20 protein-coding genes are annotated in these 17683 nt (G+C 59.4%); 18 read left to right on the forward strand and 2 right to left on the reverse strand.

The annotated features are described in order from the left end of the window. Positions 1–26 precede the first annotated feature (26 nt). The 8 genes from PQT43_RS02360 to rpoS all read left to right on the forward strand — a co-directional run bounded on the left by PQT43_RS02360 (position 27) and on the right by rpoS (position 7254). Positions 27–1139 carry an S-(hydroxymethyl)glutathione dehydrogenase/class III alcohol dehydrogenase gene (locus PQT43_RS02360; protein ID WP_272753460.1) on the forward strand — a complete coding sequence of 371 codons (1113 nt, stop codon included), beginning with the start codon at positions 27–29 and terminating at the stop codon, positions 1137–1139. 87 nt (positions 1140–1226) lie between these two features. Continuing rightward, positions 1227–2072 (forward strand): S-formylglutathione hydrolase, encoded by an 846-nt coding sequence (gene fghA / locus PQT43_RS02365; protein WP_123393584.1) that lies wholly within the window; start codon positions 1227–1229, stop codon positions 2070–2072. A gap of 52 nt (positions 2073–2124) precedes the next feature. Then, entirely contained in the window at positions 2125–2598 is a 474-nt protein-coding gene (gene ispF / locus PQT43_RS02370; protein ID WP_102878561.1) for a 2-C-methyl-D-erythritol 2,4-cyclodiphosphate synthase, read from the forward strand. After that, complete coding sequence (truD, locus tag PQT43_RS02375) at positions 2595–3653, forward strand: tRNA pseudouridine(13) synthase TruD (RefSeq protein WP_272753461.1); 1059 nt, start codon at positions 2595–2597, stop codon at positions 3651–3653. Before ispF ends, truD begins: the two co-directional genes overlap by 4 nt. Continuing rightward, complete coding sequence (surE, locus tag PQT43_RS02380; RefSeq protein WP_102861388.1) at positions 3641–4390, forward strand: 5'/3'-nucleotidase SurE; 750 nt, start codon at positions 3641–3643, stop codon at positions 4388–4390. The genes truD and surE overlap by 13 nt, the downstream gene beginning before the upstream one ends. 41 nt (positions 4391–4431) lie before the next feature. Then, on the forward strand, positions 4432–5067 hold the full coding sequence (locus PQT43_RS02385; protein ID WP_170001073.1) for a protein-L-isoaspartate(D-aspartate) O-methyltransferase: 636 nt from the start codon (positions 4432–4434) through the stop codon (positions 5065–5067). A gap of 212 nt (positions 5068–5279) precedes the next feature. Further along, positions 5280–6140, forward strand: coding sequence for a peptidoglycan DD-metalloendopeptidase family protein (locus tag PQT43_RS02390; protein ID WP_267269461.1), 861 nt, complete (start codon positions 5280–5282; stop codon positions 6138–6140). Between the two features lie 106 nt (positions 6141–6246). Beyond that, positions 6247–7254 (forward strand): RNA polymerase sigma factor RpoS, encoded by a 1008-nt coding sequence (gene rpoS / locus PQT43_RS02395; protein ID WP_102861391.1) that lies wholly within the window; start codon positions 6247–6249, stop codon positions 7252–7254. Positions 7255–7772: 518 nt separating this feature from the next. Here rpoS and fdxA read toward each other — a convergent pair. After that, positions 7773–8096 carry a ferredoxin FdxA gene (fdxA, locus tag PQT43_RS02400; protein WP_102861392.1) on the reverse strand — a complete coding sequence of 108 codons (324 nt, stop codon included), beginning with the start codon at positions 8094–8096 and terminating at the stop codon, positions 7773–7775. A gap of 142 nt (positions 8097–8238) precedes the next feature. After that, entirely contained in the window at positions 8239–10818 is a 2580-nt protein-coding gene (mutS, locus tag PQT43_RS02405) for a DNA mismatch repair protein MutS (protein ID WP_272753462.1), read from the reverse strand. A gap of 186 nt (positions 10819–11004) precedes the next feature. Between mutS and PQT43_RS02410 the strand changes: the two genes are divergently transcribed. The 10 genes from PQT43_RS02410 to PQT43_RS02455 all read left to right on the forward strand — a co-directional run bounded on the left by PQT43_RS02410 (position 11005) and on the right by PQT43_RS02455 (position 17606). Further along, positions 11005–11751: a LexA family transcriptional regulator gene (locus PQT43_RS02410; RefSeq protein WP_102861394.1), complete on the forward strand. Its 747-nt coding sequence runs from the start codon at positions 11005–11007 to the stop codon at positions 11749–11751. A gap of 520 nt (positions 11752–12271) precedes the next feature. Continuing rightward, positions 12272–12622 carry a phage holin family protein gene (locus tag PQT43_RS02415; RefSeq protein WP_110596488.1) on the forward strand — a complete coding sequence of 117 codons (351 nt, stop codon included), beginning with the start codon at positions 12272–12274 and terminating at the stop codon, positions 12620–12622. An 86-nt stretch (positions 12623–12708) separates the two neighbouring features. Next, on the forward strand, positions 12709–13230 hold the full coding sequence (locus PQT43_RS02420) for a hypothetical protein (protein WP_267269462.1): 522 nt from the start codon (positions 12709–12711) through the stop codon (positions 13228–13230). Further along, a complete protein-coding gene (locus PQT43_RS02425) occupies positions 13227–13817 on the forward strand; it encodes a phage baseplate assembly protein V (protein WP_170001070.1) in 591 nt (196 codons plus the stop codon). Before PQT43_RS02420 ends, PQT43_RS02425 begins: the two co-directional genes overlap by 4 nt. A 103-nt stretch (positions 13818–13920) precedes the next feature. After that, positions 13921–14124, forward strand: coding sequence for a hypothetical protein (locus PQT43_RS02430; protein ID WP_102861398.1), 204 nt, complete (start codon positions 13921–13923; stop codon positions 14122–14124). Positions 14125–14128: 4 nt separating this feature from the next. Continuing rightward, positions 14129–14455 (forward strand): GPW/gp25 family protein, encoded by a 327-nt coding sequence (locus tag PQT43_RS02435; protein ID WP_102861399.1) that lies wholly within the window; start codon positions 14129–14131, stop codon positions 14453–14455. Next, the gene (locus tag PQT43_RS02440) at positions 14452–15333 is read left to right on the forward strand and encodes a baseplate assembly protein (RefSeq protein ID WP_102861400.1); all 882 of its coding nucleotides are present in this window, start codon (positions 14452–14454) and stop codon (positions 15331–15333) included. The genes PQT43_RS02435 and PQT43_RS02440 overlap by 4 nt, the downstream gene beginning before the upstream one ends. 1 nt (position 15334) lies before the next feature. Next, on the forward strand, positions 15335–15943 hold the full coding sequence (locus PQT43_RS02445; RefSeq protein WP_272753463.1) for a phage tail protein I: 609 nt from the start codon (positions 15335–15337) through the stop codon (positions 15941–15943). Continuing rightward, positions 15940–17175, forward strand: coding sequence for a phage tail protein (locus tag PQT43_RS02450; RefSeq protein WP_272753464.1), 1236 nt, complete (start codon positions 15940–15942; stop codon positions 17173–17175). The genes PQT43_RS02445 and PQT43_RS02450 overlap by 4 nt, the downstream gene beginning before the upstream one ends. Further along, on the forward strand, positions 17175–17606 hold the full coding sequence (locus PQT43_RS02455; protein WP_272753465.1) for a phage tail assembly chaperone: 432 nt from the start codon (positions 17175–17177) through the stop codon (positions 17604–17606). The genes PQT43_RS02450 and PQT43_RS02455 overlap by 1 nt, the downstream gene beginning before the upstream one ends. Positions 17607–17683 lie beyond the last annotated feature (77 nt).

Raw genomic sequence — 17683 nt, forward strand, 5'->3', positions numbered from 1 at the left:
TCGTTTTTATTCGCTGGAGAGTCAGGATGATCAAGTCACGTGCTGCCGTAGCCTTCGAGGCCAAGAAGCCCCTGGAAATCGTCGAAGTGGATGTTGCCATGCCCAAGGCCGGCGAAGTGCTGTTGCGGGTTGTCGCTTCCGGCGTCTGCCACACCGACGCCTACACCCTGTCCGGTGCTGACCCGGAAGGTATCTTTCCGGCGATCCTCGGCCATGAAGGTGGTGCAGTGGTGGAAGCGGTGGGCGAGGGCGTGACCTCGGTGGCCGTTGGCGATCATGTGATCCCGCTCTACACCCCGGAATGTGGCAAGTGCAAATTCTGTCTGTCGGGCAAGACCAACCTCTGTCAGGCCATTCGCGCTACCCAGGGCAAAGGCCTGATGCCTGATGGTACTACCCGTTTTTCCTACAGGGGCCAGCCCATTTTCCACTACATGGGTACCTCGACATTCTCCGAGTACACCGTTCTGCCGGAAATCTCCGTGGCCAAAATTCCCAAGGACGCGCCTCTGGAGAAGGTCTGCCTGCTGGGTTGCGGCGTGACCACAGGTATTGGCGCGGTGATCAACACCGCCAAGGTCAAGGCCGGTGACACCGTGGCCATCTTCGGCCTGGGCGGCATTGGTCTGTCGGCGGTAATCGGTGCGGTCAAGGCCAAGGCCGGGCGCATTATTGCTATCGATATCAATCCGGCCAAGTTCGAGATCGCCAAGCAATTGGGCGCCACCGACTGCGTCAACCCCAAGGATTTCGATCATCCGATCCAGGAGGTCATTGTCGACATGACCGACGGCGGCGTGGATTTCTCCTTCGAATGCATCGGCAACGTACAGTTGATGCGCGCAGCCCTGGAATGCTGCCACAAGGGCTGGGGCGAGTCGGTGATCATCGGTGTGGCCGGTGCCGGCCAGGAAATTTCGACCCGTCCCTTCCAACTGGTGACTGGCCGCGTTTGGCGCGGTTCGGCATTCGGTGGCGTGCGTGGTCGCAGTGAGCTGCCAAGCTACGTGGAAATGTCCCAGACCGGCGAAATCCCGCTGGATACCTTCATTACTCACACCATGGGCCTGGAAGATATCAACAAGGCTTTCGACCTGATGCACGAAGGCAAGAGCATTCGTTCGGTCATTCATTTCTAAGAGCAGCGGCAAGCGGCAAGCCACAAGCACCAAGAAGGGATTCCCACTTGCGGCTCGTAGCTTGCGGCTTGTGGCTGGAGGTCTGCCATGAGTCTGGAAAACCTTTCCTGCCAGAAGAGCTTCGGCGGCTGGCACAAACGCTATAAGCATCATTCCCAGGTGTTGGGCTGTGACATGGTGTTCGCCGTGTACTTGCCGCCCCAGGCGGAGCAGGGGGGCAAGCTGCCGGTGCTTTACTGGTTGTCCGGCCTGACCTGCACCGACGAGAACTTCATGCAAAAGGCCGGCGCCCAGCGCCTGGCGGCGGAACTGGGCCTGATCATCGTCGCTCCGGACACCAGCCCTCGCGGCGCAGGCGTGCCCGGTGACCCGGAGGGCGCTTGGGACTTTGGCCTGGGCGCGGGGTTCTATCTGAACGCGACACAGGAGCCCTGGGCCCAGCATTATCGGATGCATGACTATGTGGTGAACGAACTGCCGGAGTTGGTGGAGGCGCACTTTCCCGCGTCGCAGAAACGTGGGATCAGCGGCCACTCCATGGGCGGTCACGGGGCGTTGGTCTGTGCGTTGCGTAATCCCGGTCGCTATCAGTCGGTTTCGGCGTTCGCTCCTATCAGTAATCCCATGGATTGTCCTTGGGGGCAGAAAGCGTTTTCCCGGTATCTGGGGGAAGAGCGCTCACGCTGGCGCGAGTGGGATGCCAGCGTGTTGATCGCCGAGGCCACGGAGAAGCTGCCGTTGCTAGTGGATCAGGGGGATCGCGACGATTTCCTCGCCGGCCAGCTCAAGCCTGAAGTTCTGCAGCAAGCGGCCAAGAATGCCGGGCATGAGCTGACGCTGCGCATGCAGCCCGGTTATGACCACAGCTACTTCTTTATCGCCAGCTTTATAGACGATCACTTGCAGCACCATGCACGTGCTCTTAACGCCTAATACCCGCCAAAGCAGGTAGAATCACGCCCTGACTTTTTCGGGGCGTTTTTTTATGCGTATTGGCCACGGCTACGATGTGCACCGTTTCGCTGAGGGCGACTTCATTACTTTGGGCGGTGTGCGTATCGCCCATCATTCTGGGTTGCTCGCCCACTCCGACGGTGATGTGTTGTTGCACGCGCTCAGTGATGCCCTGCTGGGCGCCGCGGCGCTGGGGGATATCGGCAAGCATTTTCCGGACACCGATCCGCAGTTCAAAGGTGCCGACAGCCGCGTCCTGCTGCGTCATGTTGTCGCGCTGATCCATGCCAAAGGCTGGAAGGTCGGCAACGTCGACAACACCATCGTCGCCCAGGCCCCAAAAATGGCGCCTCATATTGAAACCATGCGGGCCTTGATTGCCGAGGACCTGCAAGTCGAACTGGATCAAGTGAACGTGAAGGCCACCACTACCGAAAAACTCGGTTTCGTCGGTCGCGAGGAAGGTATCGCGGTGCACTCCGTGGCCTTGTTGCTGCGCCCATGAATGAACTGCAACTGTTGGGCCCGCGGGCCTATGGCGATGCCCTGGGCAGCGCGGTGCTCAAGGCCACTGCCGAAGATTTCCAAGTCGATGAAGTGCTCGATATCCCGCTGAGCGGTGAAGGCGAGCATCTGTGGCTGTGGGTGGAAAAGCGTGGCTTGAATACCGAAGAGGCCGCGCGGCGGATTGCCAAGGCCGCCGGAGTGTCGTTGCGCACCGTGAGCTACGCCGGGCTCAAGGATCGCCAGGCGCTGACTCGCCAATGGTTCAGTGTGCAACTGCCGGGCAAGGCTGATCCGGATCTTGGCGCGGCGGAAAATCACACCCTGAAAATTCTCAAGGCCACCCGCCACAAGCGCAAGCTACAGCGTGGAGCCCATGCGGCCAACGGTTTTACCCTGCGTCTGACAGAGCTTACGGCGGACCATTCGGCCATTGATGAGCGTTTGCGGCAGATCGCCCAGTTTGGGATTCCTAACTATTTCGGCGCCCAGCGTTTTGGCCACGACGGCGGCAATCTAGTGGATGCCCGCGGCTGGGCTGCGCGCCAGGCACTGCCAGAGCAGCGCAATGTGCGTTCGCGGTTGTTGTCTACGGCCCGCAGCTATTTGTTCAACCAGGTGCTGGCAGCACGGGTGGCGAACGGCAGTTGGCAGCAGGCGCAGATAGGTGACCTGCTGGCGTTTACCGACAGTCGCAGCTTTTTCATGGCCGGGCCTGATGAATGCTCGGACCCACGCCTGGCGATTCTCGACCTGCACCCCACCGGTCCGCTGTGGGGGGAGGGTGCTTCTCCGGCGGGCGGTGTATCCCATGAGCTTGAGCAACAGATTGCCGGTCGTGAGGCGGCACTCTGTGATTGGCTGATTAAAGCCGGCATGAGCCACGAACGACGCATCCTGCGGCTGCCCATTGGCGGTTTGACGTGGCATTATCCCGAGCCTGACATTCTGCAACTGGAATTCGTCCTGCCGGCCGGGTGTTTCGCCACCGCATTGGTGCGTGAACTCGTCGATCTGGTGCCGGTGGGGCAGACGGACAGCTCATGCGTATTCTGATTTCTAACGATGATGGGGTAACTGCACCCGGTATCGCCGCGCTGCATGCTGCGTTGGCGGATTACGCCGAGTGTGTGGTTATCGCACCGGATCAAGACAAAAGCGGCGCCAGCAGTTCGCTGACGCTCGACCGTCCGTTGCATCCGCATACCCTCGGCAATGGTTTCATCAGTATCAATGGCACACCGACCGACTGCGTTCACCTGGGGCTTAACGGCCTGTTGGAGCATGAGCCGGACATGGTGGTGTCGGGAATCAACCTGGGGGCCAACCTCGGTGATGACGTGCTGTATTCCGGAACCGTCGCTGCTGCGCTTGAAGGACGTTTCCTGCAGCGCCCGGCGATTGCCTTTTCGCTGGTGTCGAGGCAGGTAGAAAACCTCGCCACTGCTGCCCATTTCGCGCGCAAGCTGGTACAGGCTCAGGGCTTGCTGGATTTGCCACCACGGACGGTGTTGAACGTGAATATTCCCAACCTCCCGCTTGATCATATCCGTGGCATACAGCTGACCCGGTTGGGCCATCGCGCGCGCGCAGCGGCGCCCATGAAGGTCGTCGATCCCCGTGGCAAGTCGGGTTACTGGATTGCCGCCGCAGGGGACGCCGAAGATGGCGGTCCGGGTACTGACTTCCATGCTGTCATGCAAGGTTATGTGTCGATCACGCCGTTACAGCTCGATCGCACCTTCAATGAGGCGTTCAGGAGTCTGGATGGTTGGTTGGAGGGGCTGCGCTGATGGCTCGTGAGCAGGACGATTTGCTACGACGGGGAATAGGCATGACTTCCCAGCGAACCCGCGAGCGCCTGATCCAACGGCTTTACGATGAGGGCCTGTCCAATCCCCAGGTATTGGAAGTCATTCGTCGTACACCACGGCATCTGTTCGTTGATGAAGCTCTGGCGCACCGTGCCTATGAAGACACAGCGCTGCCCATCGGCCATAACCAGACGATCTCCCAGCCTTATATGGTGGCTCGCATGAGCGAGTTGCTGTTGGCGGCAGGCCCGCTGGACAAAGTGCTGGAGATCGGTACCGGCTCCGGCTACCAGACGGCAGTACTGTCGCAGTTGGTTGAGCGGGTGTTTTCGGTGGAGCGGATCAAGGTCCTGCAGGATCGGGCCAAGGAGCGTCTGCAGGAATTGAACCTGCGTAATGTGGTGTTCCGCTGGGGCGATGGTTGGGAGGGCTGGCCAGCGTTGGCGCCTTACAACGGCATCATCGTCACCGCCGTGGCTACCGATATTCCTCAGGCACTGCTTGATCAACTGGCGCCTGGTGGGCGCCTGGTCATTCCAGTGGGAGCCGGAGAAGTACAGCAGTTGATGCTGATCATTCGTGAAGAACATGGCTTTGCCCGACATGTCCTGGGGGCGGTGCGGTTTGTGCCGTTGCTCAATGGACCACTGGCCTGAGCATTTATCGCCGCCTGGGTGAATTCTGTTTGCCGGGTTGTGTCTTAGTGCCGTATTGATCGGCAATGAGTGGGACGGCGATCAATGGCAACCTCTTGTGACTGTGTGTTGCGCTTTGCCAGCCGTAAAGCGCCTGCCTCCAGTTATACTTGCGTCATTTCATGCCTGAGCCAGGCAATTAATATCGTCAACCACCATAGAGGGAGCGGCGGGTGAGTCTCACAGTCATTGCGCAGCGTATGGGTATAACAAGCTTTCAGCGACTGATGATTGGCCTTGTCTTGAGTTCCTTGTTGGTCGGTTGCTCCAGCACCAAGTCCAGCAGTGTGGGTGTGGTTGAACGCAGTAATAATGCGGCGCCTCAGCGTCCAACTGTGACCACGGGACAATATGTAGTACGTCGCGGGGATACGCTGTTCTCCATCGCGTTTCGCTACGGCTGGGATTACAAGGCGTTGGCTGCTCGTAACAATATTGCCGAGCCCTATACCATCCATCCGGGGCAAACCATTCGTTTTGATGGTCGCATGGGTGTTGCGCCGACAACTGTGGTTACCAGCACCCAGTCTGGTGCATCGTCCTCCAGCAAGACCACGGTTATTCGTCGTCCGGCGGGGGCAACCACAGCCACCGCAACGGGCACTTCTACAGCTACTGCAAGCAAGCCGGCGCCCGCTCCGGTTACGCCTGCAGGCCCCGCTCCGACGGGCTGGGGCTGGCCTTCCAACGGTGTTCTAATTGGAAAATTCTCTTCAAACGGTAGTTTGAATAAAGGCATTGATATCGCCGGGGATTTGGGACAGCCTGTTTTAGCTGCGTCTGATGGGACGGTGGTTTACGCCGGGAGTGGCTTAAGGGGCTACGGCGAATTAGTCATCATCAAACACAACGAAACCTACGTCAGTGCTTACGGCCACAACCGCAAGCTATTGGTTCGGGAGGGACAGCAGGTCAAAGTCGGACAGACAATTGCCGAGATGGGATCAACTGGTACAGACCGGGTGAAACTGCACTTTGAGATTCGCCGACAAGGTAAACCTGTAGATCCGCTGCAATTCCTGCCACGTCGTTGATCCGTTACCAGCCTGTTCCGCTCACGTAGAGGGAACAGGCTCCAGCGTTGCCAAGGATTAAGGCGCCGCTTGAGCCTGAGGTCGAACTCACCAAAGGACTATAACAATGGCTCTCAGTAAAGAAGTGCCGGAGTTTGACATCGACGATGAAGTTCTCCTTATGGAGAGCAGCATCGATATGGATTCGATGTCGAATAATGAGGGGGCAACTCCACCTTCCGTTCGCGCCAAATCCAAAAGCTCCGCTTCAGTTAAGCAACACAAGTACATTGATTACACGCGTGCCCTCGATGCAACGCAGTTGTACCTCAATGAAATCGGCTTTTCTCCATTGCTCTCTCCCGAAGAGGAAGTGCACTTTGCGCGTTTGTCGCAGAGTGGCGATCCCGCCGGGCGCAAGCGCATGATTGAAAGTAACTTGCGACTGGTGGTGAAAATTGCCCGGCGCTACGTCAATCGTGGATTGTCGCTGCTGGACCTGATCGAAGAGGGCAACCTCGGCCTGATCCGGGCAGTGGAGAAGTTCGACCCGGAACGCGGCTTCCGCTTTTCGACCTACGCCACCTGGTGGATTCGCCAGACCATCGAACGGGCGATCATGAATCAAACCCGGACCATCCGGTTGCCGATTCATGTGGTCAAAGAGCTTAACGTCTACTTGCGCGCCGCCCGTGAGTTGACGCAAAAACTCGATCATGAACCCTCTCCCGAAGAAATCGCCAACCTGCTTGAGAAGCCGGTGGCTGAAGTCAAACGCATGCTCGGTCTGAATGAGCGGGTTTCTTCGGTTGATGTCTCGCTGGGACCGGATTCGGATAAAACCCTGCTGGACACTTTGACTGACGATCGTCCAACGGATCCTTGTGAACTGTTGCAGGACGATGATCTGTCGCAAAGCATCGATCAATGGCTGTCCGAATTGACTGAAAAGCAGCGTGAAGTGGTGGTCCGCCGCTTTGGCCTGCGAGGTCATGAGAGCAGCACTCTTGAAGATGTTGGCCTGGAGATTGGCCTGACCCGTGAGCGGGTTCGACAAATCCAGGTTGAAGGCCTCAAGCGCCTGCGAGAGATCCTTGAGAAGAATGGGTTGTCCAGTGAGTCTCTATTTCAGTAGCTTCTGGAACTGACTCGCAAGAGCCCCGATCTATTCGGGGCTTTTTATTGCGTGATTATTTTGACTCTGAGTTCTGGGATTCTGGTCAGGGTTGGGATTACTCTTCACTGGCGTGTAAGCAATAGATTACGTTTCCGTAAGTGTTCGGTTCTCGATTGCTTCAGACTTGCCTGAAATGCTTTAAGTGATTTTTTATATTGTTGATTTATAAGTATTTTTTAAGTCTTTCTGTTTGTGTTCGACAAGTTTTCCGGGGAATAGTGCGATTGCTCTTACCAGGGAATTCTCTAATATCAGCCCTGTGTCGACGGATAGACACAGCCATCAAGGACGATGGTCAGGACATCGCAGGAAGCGATTCATCAGGACGATGAAAAGGAACACAGGGACTAGGGAAAAATGTGGGCGGGTCATACCGCCCCTTTTTTTTGCCTGTCGAAAAAGTCCCGAGGACAAGAGCCCTATTCCCAGAAATGCAAAAAGGCCCGCAAGGGGCCTTTTCAGGAACGCGGGGGCAATCAGCGTTCGAGGTCTTTGATCTTGCCTTTGACGCCATCCCACTCTGCGGCATCCGGCAACGATTCTTTCTTTTCAGTGATATTCGGCCAGATCTCTGCCAGCTCGACGTTCAGCTGAATGAACTCCTGCATCTCCTCCGGGACTTCATCCTCGGAGAAAATGGCTACAGCCGGGCATTCAGGCTCGCACAGCGCGCAGTCAATGCACTCATCCGGGTGAATCACCAGGAAGTTCGGCCCTTCGTAAAAGCAGTCCACCGGACAGACTTCTACGCAGTCGGTGTACTTGCACTTGATGCAGTTGTCGGTGACGACGAAGGTCATTTCTAATTCTCTCCTCAGGCGGCGGCAGCGGAGCCCCTACATGACGGGGTCGCCAGGTTTGGGAGCGATAGTCTGCGAACCAGGCTAATAGTCCGCAGCATCCCAAACCGCGCGAGATTCTAACAGCTTGAAGGCGTTCGCGTTAGATGCGTGTCTTCAATGTATAGAGCATTTCCAGTGCCCGGCGTGGTGTCAGGTCATCCAGATCCAGTTTGGCCAGTTCCTCGAGGACTGGGTGCGGCAGGCTGGCAAACAGGTCGCTTTGCTGCGGAACCGAGGCTTTGCCTGGCGCGGGGCGTGGTGTTTCATGGGGCAGGCTGGTGGTCTCCAGGCGGCTCAAATGTTCACGGGCTCGCCCGATGACAGCGCTGGGAACCCCCGCCAGCTGGGCTACCGCCAGGCCATAGCTCTGGCTGGCAGGGCCGGGCAATACATGGTGCAGGAAGACGATGCGCTCGTTGTGCTCAGTGGCATTGAGGTGCACGTTGGCCACCAGCGGCTCGCTTTCCGGCAGTACGGTCAGTTCAAAATAGTGGGTGGCGAACAGGGTGTAGGCCCGCAGATGGGCGAGACGTTCTGCCGCAGCCCAGGCCAGGGAAAGTCCGTCGAAAGTACTGGTGCCGCGGCCCACTTCGTCCATCAGCACCAGGCTGCGTTCAGTGGCGTTGTGCAGGATGTTCGCGGTTTCACTCATTTCTACCATGAAGGTCGAGCGACCGCCGGCCAGGTCGTCGCTAGAGCCGATCCGAGTAAAGATCCGATCCACCAGGGACAGCTCGCAGCTCGCCGCCGGGACAAAACTGCCGATATGGGCCAGCAGTACGATCAGCGCAGTCTGGCGCATGTAGGTGGATTTACCGCCCATGTTAGGACCGGTGATCACCAGCATCCGGGTGTTGTCGTCCAGATTCAGGTCGTTGGCCACAAAAGGTGTGGTCAATACTTGCTCCACCACCGGGTGACGGCCCTGGGTGATGCGCATGCAAGGCTCGCTGACAAAACGCGGGCAATTGAGGTCCAGGTTCAGCGCGCGTTCGGCCAGATTGCTCAGCACGTCCAGTTCCGCCAGGGCACCGGCGGTATCCTGCAGCGGCGGCAGATGGCTGATCAGGGTTTCCAGCAGCGCATCGTAGAGCATCTTTTCCCGGGCCAGGGCGCGGCTCTTGGCCGACAGCGCCTTGTCTTCAAACTCCTTGAGTTCCGGAGTGATGAAGCGCTCGGCGCCCTTCAGGGTCTGGCGACGAATGTAATCCGCCGGTGCCTGCTCGGCCTGTTTGCTCGGCAGCTCGATGAAGTAGCCATGAATGCGGTTATAGCCGACTTTGAGGTTGGCCAGACCGGTACGGGCTTTTTCCCGGGCTTCCAGATCGATCAGGAATTGCCCGGCGTTCTCGCTCAACGATTGCAGTTCGTCGAGCTCGGCGTCGTAGCCGGTCTTGAGCACGCCGCCGTCGCGGATCACCGCCGGCGGGTTGTCGATGATCGCTTTGGCCAGCAGCGCGGCCAGTTCCGGGTAGGTGCTGGTGGTGACTGCCAGTTGCTTGAGGTGCTCTGCCTCCAGTTCGGTCATCGCCTCTTGCAGCTCTGGCAAGGCTGCCAGGGCATCACGCAGGCGAGCCAGGTCCCGCGGACGGGCATTGCGCAAGCCGATTCGCGCGAGAATCCGCTCGATATCGCCGATTTCCTTCAACTGCGGCTGCAGCCGTTCGAAACGGTAGCCGTCCAGCAGGCAGGTGATCGAGGACTGACGCGCTTGCAAGACCTTGAGATCCCGCAGCGGGCGGTTCAGCCAGCGGGTCAGCAGGCGGCTGCCCATGGCGGTCTGGCAGCGATCGACTACCGATTGCAGGGTGTTGTTGCGTCCACCGGCCAGGTTGGTGTCCAGCTCCAGGTTGCGGCGACTGGCACCGTCCAGCACCACCGTGTCGTCCAGGCGTTCGTGCCGCAGGCTGCGCAAGTGGGGCAGGGCGGTGCGCTGGGTTTCCTTGGCGTAGCTCAACAGGCATCCGGCGGCGCCGATGGCCAGGGTCAGGGTCTCGCAACCAAAGCCCTTGAGGTCTTGGGTGGAGAATTGCTGGCAGAGGCTCTTGTGGGCCGAGTCGCGCTCGAAGTCCCAGGGGGCGCGACGTCGAACACCCCGGCGCTTTTCCGCCGGCAGGCCTTGTGGCCAGTCATCAGGGATCAGCAGCTCCACTGGATTGATGCGTTCCAGCTCCGCCAGCAAGTTCTCCCAACCCTTGATTTCCAGGACGCTGAAATTGCCGCTGGTGATGTCCAGCACCGCCAGGCCGAACAAGCGCTCATCGCCCAGCACGGCCGCGATCAGGTTGTCGCGGCGCTCGTCCAGCAGGGCTTCGTCGCTGACGGTGCCCGGGGTAATGATGCGCACCACCTGACGTTCCACGGGGCCTTTGCTGGTGGCCGGATCACCCACTTGCTCGCAGATGACCACCGACTCGCCGAGCTTCACCAGCTTGGCCAGGTAACCTTCGGCGGCGTGGTAGGGAATGCCACACATGGGAATCGCCTGTCCCGCCGACTGTCCGCGTGCCGTCAGGGTGATGTCCAGCAGCTTGGCGGCCTTCTTCGCGTCTTCATAGAAGATCTCGTAGAAGTCGCCCATGCGGTAGAACATCAACTGATCAGGGTGCTGGTTCTTGAGGCGCCAGTACTGCTGCATCATCGGCGTGTGGGAGGACAGATCGGAGGTATTTTTACTCATTGGTATTTAGGCGGATTCGTTGAATGGGTGAAGCAAAGGAGCGCTGGGCCCGGCTTTTTGCAGATGGCGGCAAGGTTACCATGGGCGCCCTGGCCTCGCAGACACCAAGGCACTACTGCGTTTGTCCGGTAAATGCAGCACAAATATGCAAAACAGCATTTGTCATGGGCTAAAAGTTCGAGCACTATGCGTTCTATGCAAATACGCAATGTTTCTACCGTCTTAAGAGAGCTGCTGGATCGTGATGGAATCTCCCCCACGGAGCTTCACCGTCGGACTGGTGTGCCTCAATCCACCCTCTCGCGGATTCTCAGCGGGAAGATCGTCGATCCTTCGGATAAACACATCTCGCGGATCGCTGAATACTTCCAGGTGAGCACCGACCAATTGCGCGGGCGCGTGGATATCGCGCCTGCCCGGGTTGCTGCGCCCCGCGACGAGATTCATTCGGAACTCAAGGACATAAGCCTGTGGGACGACGATACCCCTGTCGATGACGACGAGGTGTCGGTTCCTTTTCTGCGTGAGGTTGAATTGGCTGCTGGATCAGGAAGATTCGTCATCGAGGAGAGCGAGCGCGCCAGCCTGCGCTTCGGCAAGCGCAGCCTGCGGCACAACGGCGTGCAGTTCGACCAGGCAAAGTGCGTCACGGTGCGGGGCAACAGTATGTTGCCGGTGCTGCGCGATGGCGCCACGGTCGGGGTCAATGCTGGCAAGTGCGCCATCGGCGATATCGTCGATGGCGACCTGTATGCGATCAACCACAATGGCCAACTGCGAGTGAAGCAGCTGTATCGCTTGCCTACCGGGATTCGCCTGCGCAGCTTCAACCGCGATGAGCATCCGGATGAGGACTACAGCTTCCAGGAAATCCAGGAGGAGCAGATCAGCATCCTCGGTCACGTCTTCTGGTGGGGCATGTACGCCCGCTAAGCCATCACTGTCAGACAAAGCCCGCCACTGAGCGGGCTTTTTTTCGCCCTCGAAAAATCCCCCCCCGCCCTGCATCTATGCGGCTCTCATGCATTTGCGCAATTCTCATGCATAAATAAATGCATTTACGCATTGACTGCATATGCACGAATGCATATTATCCGTCTCAAGCCGTTCAACAACGGCTGCAACGACGCTCTTTAGTGGCAAAGCAAAGGCAGCGATGAACCGGCCTCGACGGTTCAGAGGGTTGGCAACTGACCCGGGTGTGCAGCGTAAAGCACCAGAAGCAGTTATCCGGCGGACAGGGTCGCGGTCGGAGGAACAATTTGAATGGGTCCGTACCGCACCAGTCGTGCCGAAAGACCAAGGTTTGCATTACTGAAAAGCCCGGGCGACCGGGCTTTTTGGAATGCCTGCCTAACGTGGGCCACCAACAGACAGGGACCCCTTGAAACATCGTTATCAGCCTTCTATCAACTGGCCATCTCGCTGGCCTCAATCCGCACGGGAGACGTGAATGACAAACGAGCAACAAGCGTTGCTGGACATGCCGATCTGGCTGGTCATCGTCCTGGCGCTGGTCGGTGGCGTTTCCGGCGAAATGTGGCGCGCCGACAAGGAGGGCGCTCGTGGCTGGTCGCTGCTGCGGCGCCTGGCGCTGCGCTCCGGAGCCTGCGTGGTCTGCGGGGTCTCGGCGATCATGCTGCTGTATGCCGCCGGCGTCTCGATCTGGACCGCCTGCGCCTTCGGCTGCCTGACCGCCATGGCCGGCGCCGACGTCGCCATCGGCCTTTATGAGCGCTGGGCGGCCAAGCGCATCGGGGTTTGCGAACCGCCTTCACGGGATTCGAACTCGGATCGGCCTTGAGCCCCGATCGGCTTCGGCCCTCAACAAGGTCCACCGGCCCAGGCCCCTGTGACTAGGCTGCCTCGCTCTTATTCTGGAATTAGACAATGAACGAACTGACCCAGCTAAAAGACGCCATTACGTCCACGATCAAGCTGGCGATGCCCCATCTGCAGACGGTTGAGGCATTCCCCAAGGCGTTTGAAGGCGCCACTGAGCCGGCGCTCTACTTTGCCGTCACCGGCCTGGACCAGGCAGCCGACCCGGGTGACGGTCGCTGCTGCATGCGGGCCACTTTGGAGGCCCGGGTACGGGTTGACCCCGAGCTTGCACAGGCCCCTTTGCAGGCGGCCATTCTGGCGGCTCAGTTAATCGAGCTGCTGCGTTGTCAGCAGTGGGATCTGGACTTTGTCGAAGGCGCGACGGCCGTGTGGGCCAAGCCTGTTGGTACGGCTGCAGAGTCGGTTTACCGGGCCGAGTGGATCGTGCAGTGGCAGCAGCTTATCTACCTGGGTCAGGAGCAATGGCCCTGGCCGAATCAACCACCGGGCACGCTGGTGTTGGGTTTCAGTCCCGACACTGGCCCAGGTCATGAGGGCGGCTACCAGTCGCCGGAGCACATGGCGTGAGTTACGTGTCTGCAACCCACGACCGCATGATTGCCGGCCTGATCCTGCCTTGCAGCGTGGTCGGCGTGGATCTGGCTGCCGGCCTGGTGCGGGTATCCGATGGCGCCGGCTGGACCAGCGCCTGGGTGCGCTGGCACAGCCAGGCCGCCGGCAAGGCCCGGCACTGGCGGGCGCCGAGCCTGGGGGAGCAGGGCGTGCTGATCAGCCCCAGCGGCGAGCCGGCCCAGGGCACCTTTGTTCCCGGCCTGTATGGCAACGCCGGTCCCCAGCCGGACAACCGTGACCACGTCGAGGTCTGGCGTTTCGAGGATGGCGGCTCGCTGGTCTATGACTGGCAGGCCAAGAGTTACAGCATCAGCCTGCCCAGCGGCACGGTGACCATTCAGGTCGGCGGCAGCTCGGCGGTGGTGACCGACAGCGCTCTGACCGGCAAGGCCGACAGTATCACCCTGACCGGAGCGATCACCTTGAATGGCGATGTGCACATCAACGGCGGGAGCTTGAAGCACAACGGGGTCAACGTCGGTTCGACCCATACCCATCTGGGTGTGATGCCGGGGCCCGGTTCAACTGCAACGCCGCAGTGACCCATGCGGGTCGTGGCCCTCACGACTCAGCGCTCACGTCTCACCCATCACCGAACACCCCATCAACCCGCCCCGAGCGTTTTTTTTGTACCCGGAGATACCTATGGCCACCCCTAAGAAAACTCCCGGTCGCCCTGTGGGCGCCGGCACTGTGGTGTTTCGCGACACCCTTTACACCTCGCGCAATTTGATCCTGCCGGATGGCCGCCAGTTACGGGTTGCCCAGGGACAGGTGTCGGTAAAGGCCGGCGACCTTGTCGCCCTGGACTACCTGAACGCCCACCCGGATCTGCAAGCGCAGGAGTGACACGATGATCGGAATGGATCGCCGTACCGGCCTGTCGCTGTCCGGCATCGAGCATGTGCGGCAGTCCATCGAGGACATCCTGACCACGCCGCTGGGCAGTCGGCGGATGCGCCCGGAGTACGGCAGCAACCTGCGCCGCTACGTCGACTTGCCAGTAACTGGTGGCTGGAAAAGTGCGGTGCAGGCCGAAGTGGCCCGAGCGCTGTTGCGCTGGGAGCCCCGGCTGAAGCTGGAACGGGTAAGAGTGGTTGCGGTGGTGGGTGGTCAGATCAGTTTTCAACTGACCGGCCAGTACCTGGGTGATAGCGCGGTTTTGGAGGTGACGGCATGAGTACGTTGGACTTGTCGGCGCTGCCGGCGCCGCAGGTGCTTGAGGCCCTGGATTTTGAGGCCTTGTACCAAGGCAAGCTGGCCACCTTTCGCCGGCATATGGGCGATAACTGGACGGCCAACCTGGAAAGCGACCCGGTGAGCAAACTGCTGGAGCTATCGGCCTACGGCGATATGCAATTGCGGGCCCGGGTCAACGATGCCGCCAAGGCGCTGCTGCTGGCCCATGCCAAGGGTACGGACCTGGATCACCTGGCGGCCAACGTCAAACTGCAGCGCCTGGTGATCCTGCAGGGTGACCCGCAGGCGGTGCCGCCGGTGGAGGAGGTCAAGGAAGCCGACGACGCTCTGCGCGAGCGCGTGCAATTGGCCTATGAAGGACTGACCACGGCCGGCCCGCGCAACAGCTACATCCTGCATGCTCGTAACGCTTCTGCGCTGGTAGCAGACGCCGAGGCCGAAAGCCCGGCACCGGCCCGGGTGACGGTCACGGTGCTGAGCCTGGAGGGAAATGGCGCGGCCAGTCCTGACTTGCTGGCGACCGTTGCCGCAGCCCTCAATGATGAAGACGTGCGACCGCTCGGCGACCGGGTCACGGTCCAGAGTGCCCAAGTCTTGCCGTATCGCATCGACGCGGTGCTGCACATGAAGGGCTCCGGCCCGGAAGGTGACGCTGCCCTGGCAGAAGCCGAGCGCAAGCTGGCTGCCTGGGTCAACCCACGCCGGCGCCTGGGCATCGAGGTGGCCCGTTCGGCCATTGATGCGCAGTTGCATGTGGCCGGCGTGGCTCGGGTCGATCTGGCGGGTTGGCAAGACATCACCCCGACCAAGGCTCAAGCGGCGTATTGCACCGGTTACAGCGTCACGCTGGGGAGCTGAGATGACCAGCCTATTGCCGATCAATAGCACGCCGCTGGAGCGCGCCCTCGAGGCGGCCAGCGCGGGCGATACCGCCATCATGCTGCGCACCCTGTACAACCCGTCCACCTGCCCGGTGCATCTGCTACCGCAGTTGGCCTGGGCCTGGTCGGTGGATCGCTGGGACCCGCGCTGGTCCGAGACGGTCAAGCGCAACGCCATTCGTGCCTCGTACTTCATCCACGCTCGCAAAGGCACCATCGGTGCACTGCGCCGGGTGGTGGAACCGCTGGGCTACCTGATCGAAGTGGTCGAATGGTGGCAGACGGTCCCTGAAGGCGAACCGGCCACCTTTGCCCTGAAAGTCGGCGTTCTGGACACCGGTATCACTGAGGAAATGTACCAGGAGCTGACCCGGCTGATCGACGACGCCAGGCCCGTCAGCCGGCACCTAACCGGACTGCTCATCAGCTTAGAAACACGTGGCACAGCCTGGGTTGGAGCCGGCGCAACCGATGGCGAAATCCTGACTGTTTACCCTTACTCGCCCGGTCCCATTGAGGTCAGCAACCCAGCGTTGCTGTTCTCCGGTATTGAGCATTCAACTGACACACTGAGCGTCTATCCATGAGCCAGACCTACTTCGCAATTTTGACCGCCGTGGGCGAGGCCAAGCTGGCCAATGCCGCTGCCCTCGACACAAAACTACAAATCAGCAAGATGGCAGTGGGTGATGGCAATGGAACCTTGCCAACCCCCACCCGAACCCAAACCATCCTTGCAAACGAACGCTACCGCGCCAGTCTCAATACGTTGAGCGTAGATCCAACGAACACCAGCCAAGTGATGGCCGAGATGGTCATTCCCGAAACAGAGGGCGGGTGGTGGATTCGCGAGATGGGGCTTTACGATGCTGCAGGCGACTTGATAGCGGTCAGCAATTGTCCGCCAAGCTACAAGCCGCAGATGGCGGAGGGCTCTGGCCGGACTCAAGTGCTGCGAATGGTCCTGATCGTAAGCAGTACGACCTCGGTACAACTGAAGATCGATCCGTCCATAGTGCTCGCCACCCGCGAGTACGTTGATCTCGCCTTCGACAGTAGACTGGCTGCGGACAAGGTTGCTGGTACCTACACCCAGGTCAGCGTCAGCAAGCGTGGCATTGTCGTTGCTGGTGCAAATCCAACCACCTTAGCGGGCTATGGGATTACCGACGCCTATAACCGAGTCGATGTGGCCTATCTGATCAATCAGGCGGTGAAAGACCTGGCCACGAAAGCGACCACACTGGCGGGCTATGGCATTACCGATACCTACAAACGTGGCGATGTGGACTATCTGATCAACCAAGCGGTGAAAGACCTAGCCACGAAAGCGACCACCCTGGCGGGTTACGGCATCACCGATGCCTACAAGCGTGGTGACGTGGACTCCCTGATCAATCAGGCACTAATAGGCCTGGCGAAGTCTGCCACAACCCTGGCCGGATACGGTATTACCGATGCTTACAAAAAAGTTGACACTGAGTATCTGATCAATCAGGCGGTAACTGCGCTGCTGCCAAAGCGAAACTATACATACAACGACTCAATCCGAATTCCTGACGTACCGGGAGGCCTGATAATTCAGATGGGGTCAGTGGTGGTTTCGCCTGAGTCGAGCCTTAATGTGAGCTTGCCGGTTTCCTTCAACACAATTTGCGGGGTAATCGCAGGCATGGGTGTCTCTGGTTGGAACACTACAGGCAACTACAGCGCCTACGCGGTTCCGATTTCAAATGGGGTTATCAGATTGACGCAAGATGTCTCGACATCTAGTGGTGCTGGCAATCAAACGATTTATTACTTTGCGTGGGGTAACTGATGGGATTCCTCTACAGCTTTGAAACGGCGTCTTGGTATCACCCTGATTACAACTCAGAGATTCCAGCGGATGCGGTCGAAGTGGAGCAGCGCTTGCGAGATGAACTGCTTGCAGGTGTGGGCATAAACACGGTGATCGTGAAGGGGAAAGACGGAACACCAGAGCTTGGCCCGCGCCCACCCGTGTCCCCTGCTCAGTTCATGGCTAAGGAACGCAGATGGCGTGATGCTGAGTTGACGTCCGTCATGTGGCTGCGCGAGCGGCATCGAGATCAGCTGGAAATTGAAGCTCCCACGACGCTGACAGGTGAGCAATTCAAGGAGCTACTGGTGTACATGCAATCCCTACGCGACTGGCCCCAATCCCCGGACTTTCCACAAGCCGAGCATCGTCCAGTAGCCCCATCCTGGATCGCCGAACAAACCCCATAAACGCCCCGCACCGCCGGGGCGTTTTCTTTCCCGCTTCCCACTAATCAATCATCCCTACGAGCCCCCTTCACCCGGGG

Origin of the sequence: Pseudomonas sp. BLCC-B112 (assembly GCF_028550695.1) — a bacterium.
GTDB lineage: Bacteria > Pseudomonadota > Gammaproteobacteria > Pseudomonadales > Pseudomonadaceae > Aquipseudomonas > Aquipseudomonas danubii.

Excerpts from the sequence above, each read along its gene's own strand:
- PQT43_RS02445 (WP_272753463.1), top strand. The coding sequence starts at position 15,335 with ATGACCAGCCTATTGCCGATCAATAGCACGCCGCTGGAGCGCGCCCTC.
- PQT43_RS02410 (WP_102861394.1), top strand. The coding sequence starts at position 11,005 with ATGCGTTCTATGCAAATACGCAATGTTTCTACCGTCTTAAGAGAGCTG.
- truD (WP_272753461.1), top strand. The coding sequence starts at position 2,595 with ATGAATGAACTGCAACTGTTGGGCCCGCGGGCCTATGGCGATGCCCTG.
- fdxA (WP_102861392.1), bottom strand. The coding sequence starts at position 8,096 with ATGACCTTCGTCGTCACCGACAACTGCATCAAGTGCAAGTACACCGAC.
- PQT43_RS02440 (WP_102861400.1), top strand. The coding sequence starts at position 14,452 with ATGAGTACGTTGGACTTGTCGGCGCTGCCGGCGCCGCAGGTGCTTGAG.
- fghA (WP_123393584.1), top strand. The coding sequence starts at position 1,227 with ATGAGTCTGGAAAACCTTTCCTGCCAGAAGAGCTTCGGCGGCTGGCAC.
- PQT43_RS02450 (WP_272753464.1), top strand. The coding sequence starts at position 15,940 with ATGAGCCAGACCTACTTCGCAATTTTGACCGCCGTGGGCGAGGCCAAG.
- PQT43_RS02455 (WP_272753465.1), top strand. The coding sequence starts at position 17,175 with ATGGGATTCCTCTACAGCTTTGAAACGGCGTCTTGGTATCACCCTGAT.
- PQT43_RS02360 (WP_272753460.1), top strand. The coding sequence starts at position 27 with ATGATCAAGTCACGTGCTGCCGTAGCCTTCGAGGCCAAGAAGCCCCTG.
- surE (WP_102861388.1), top strand. The coding sequence starts at position 3,641 with ATGCGTATTCTGATTTCTAACGATGATGGGGTAACTGCACCCGGTATC.
- PQT43_RS02430 (WP_102861398.1), top strand. The coding sequence starts at position 13,921 with ATGGCCACCCCTAAGAAAACTCCCGGTCGCCCTGTGGGCGCCGGCACT.
- PQT43_RS02420 (WP_267269462.1), top strand. The coding sequence starts at position 12,709 with ATGAACGAACTGACCCAGCTAAAAGACGCCATTACGTCCACGATCAAG.
- PQT43_RS02385 (WP_170001073.1), top strand. The coding sequence starts at position 4,432 with ATGACTTCCCAGCGAACCCGCGAGCGCCTGATCCAACGGCTTTACGAT.
- PQT43_RS02435 (WP_102861399.1), top strand. The coding sequence starts at position 14,129 with ATGATCGGAATGGATCGCCGTACCGGCCTGTCGCTGTCCGGCATCGAG.
- ispF (WP_102878561.1), top strand. The coding sequence starts at position 2,125 with ATGCGTATTGGCCACGGCTACGATGTGCACCGTTTCGCTGAGGGCGAC.
- mutS (WP_272753462.1), bottom strand. The coding sequence starts at position 10,818 with ATGAGTAAAAATACCTCCGATCTGTCCTCCCACACGCCGATGATGCAG.
- rpoS (WP_102861391.1), top strand. The coding sequence starts at position 6,247 with ATGGCTCTCAGTAAAGAAGTGCCGGAGTTTGACATCGACGATGAAGTT.
- PQT43_RS02415 (WP_110596488.1), top strand. The coding sequence starts at position 12,272 with ATGACAAACGAGCAACAAGCGTTGCTGGACATGCCGATCTGGCTGGTC.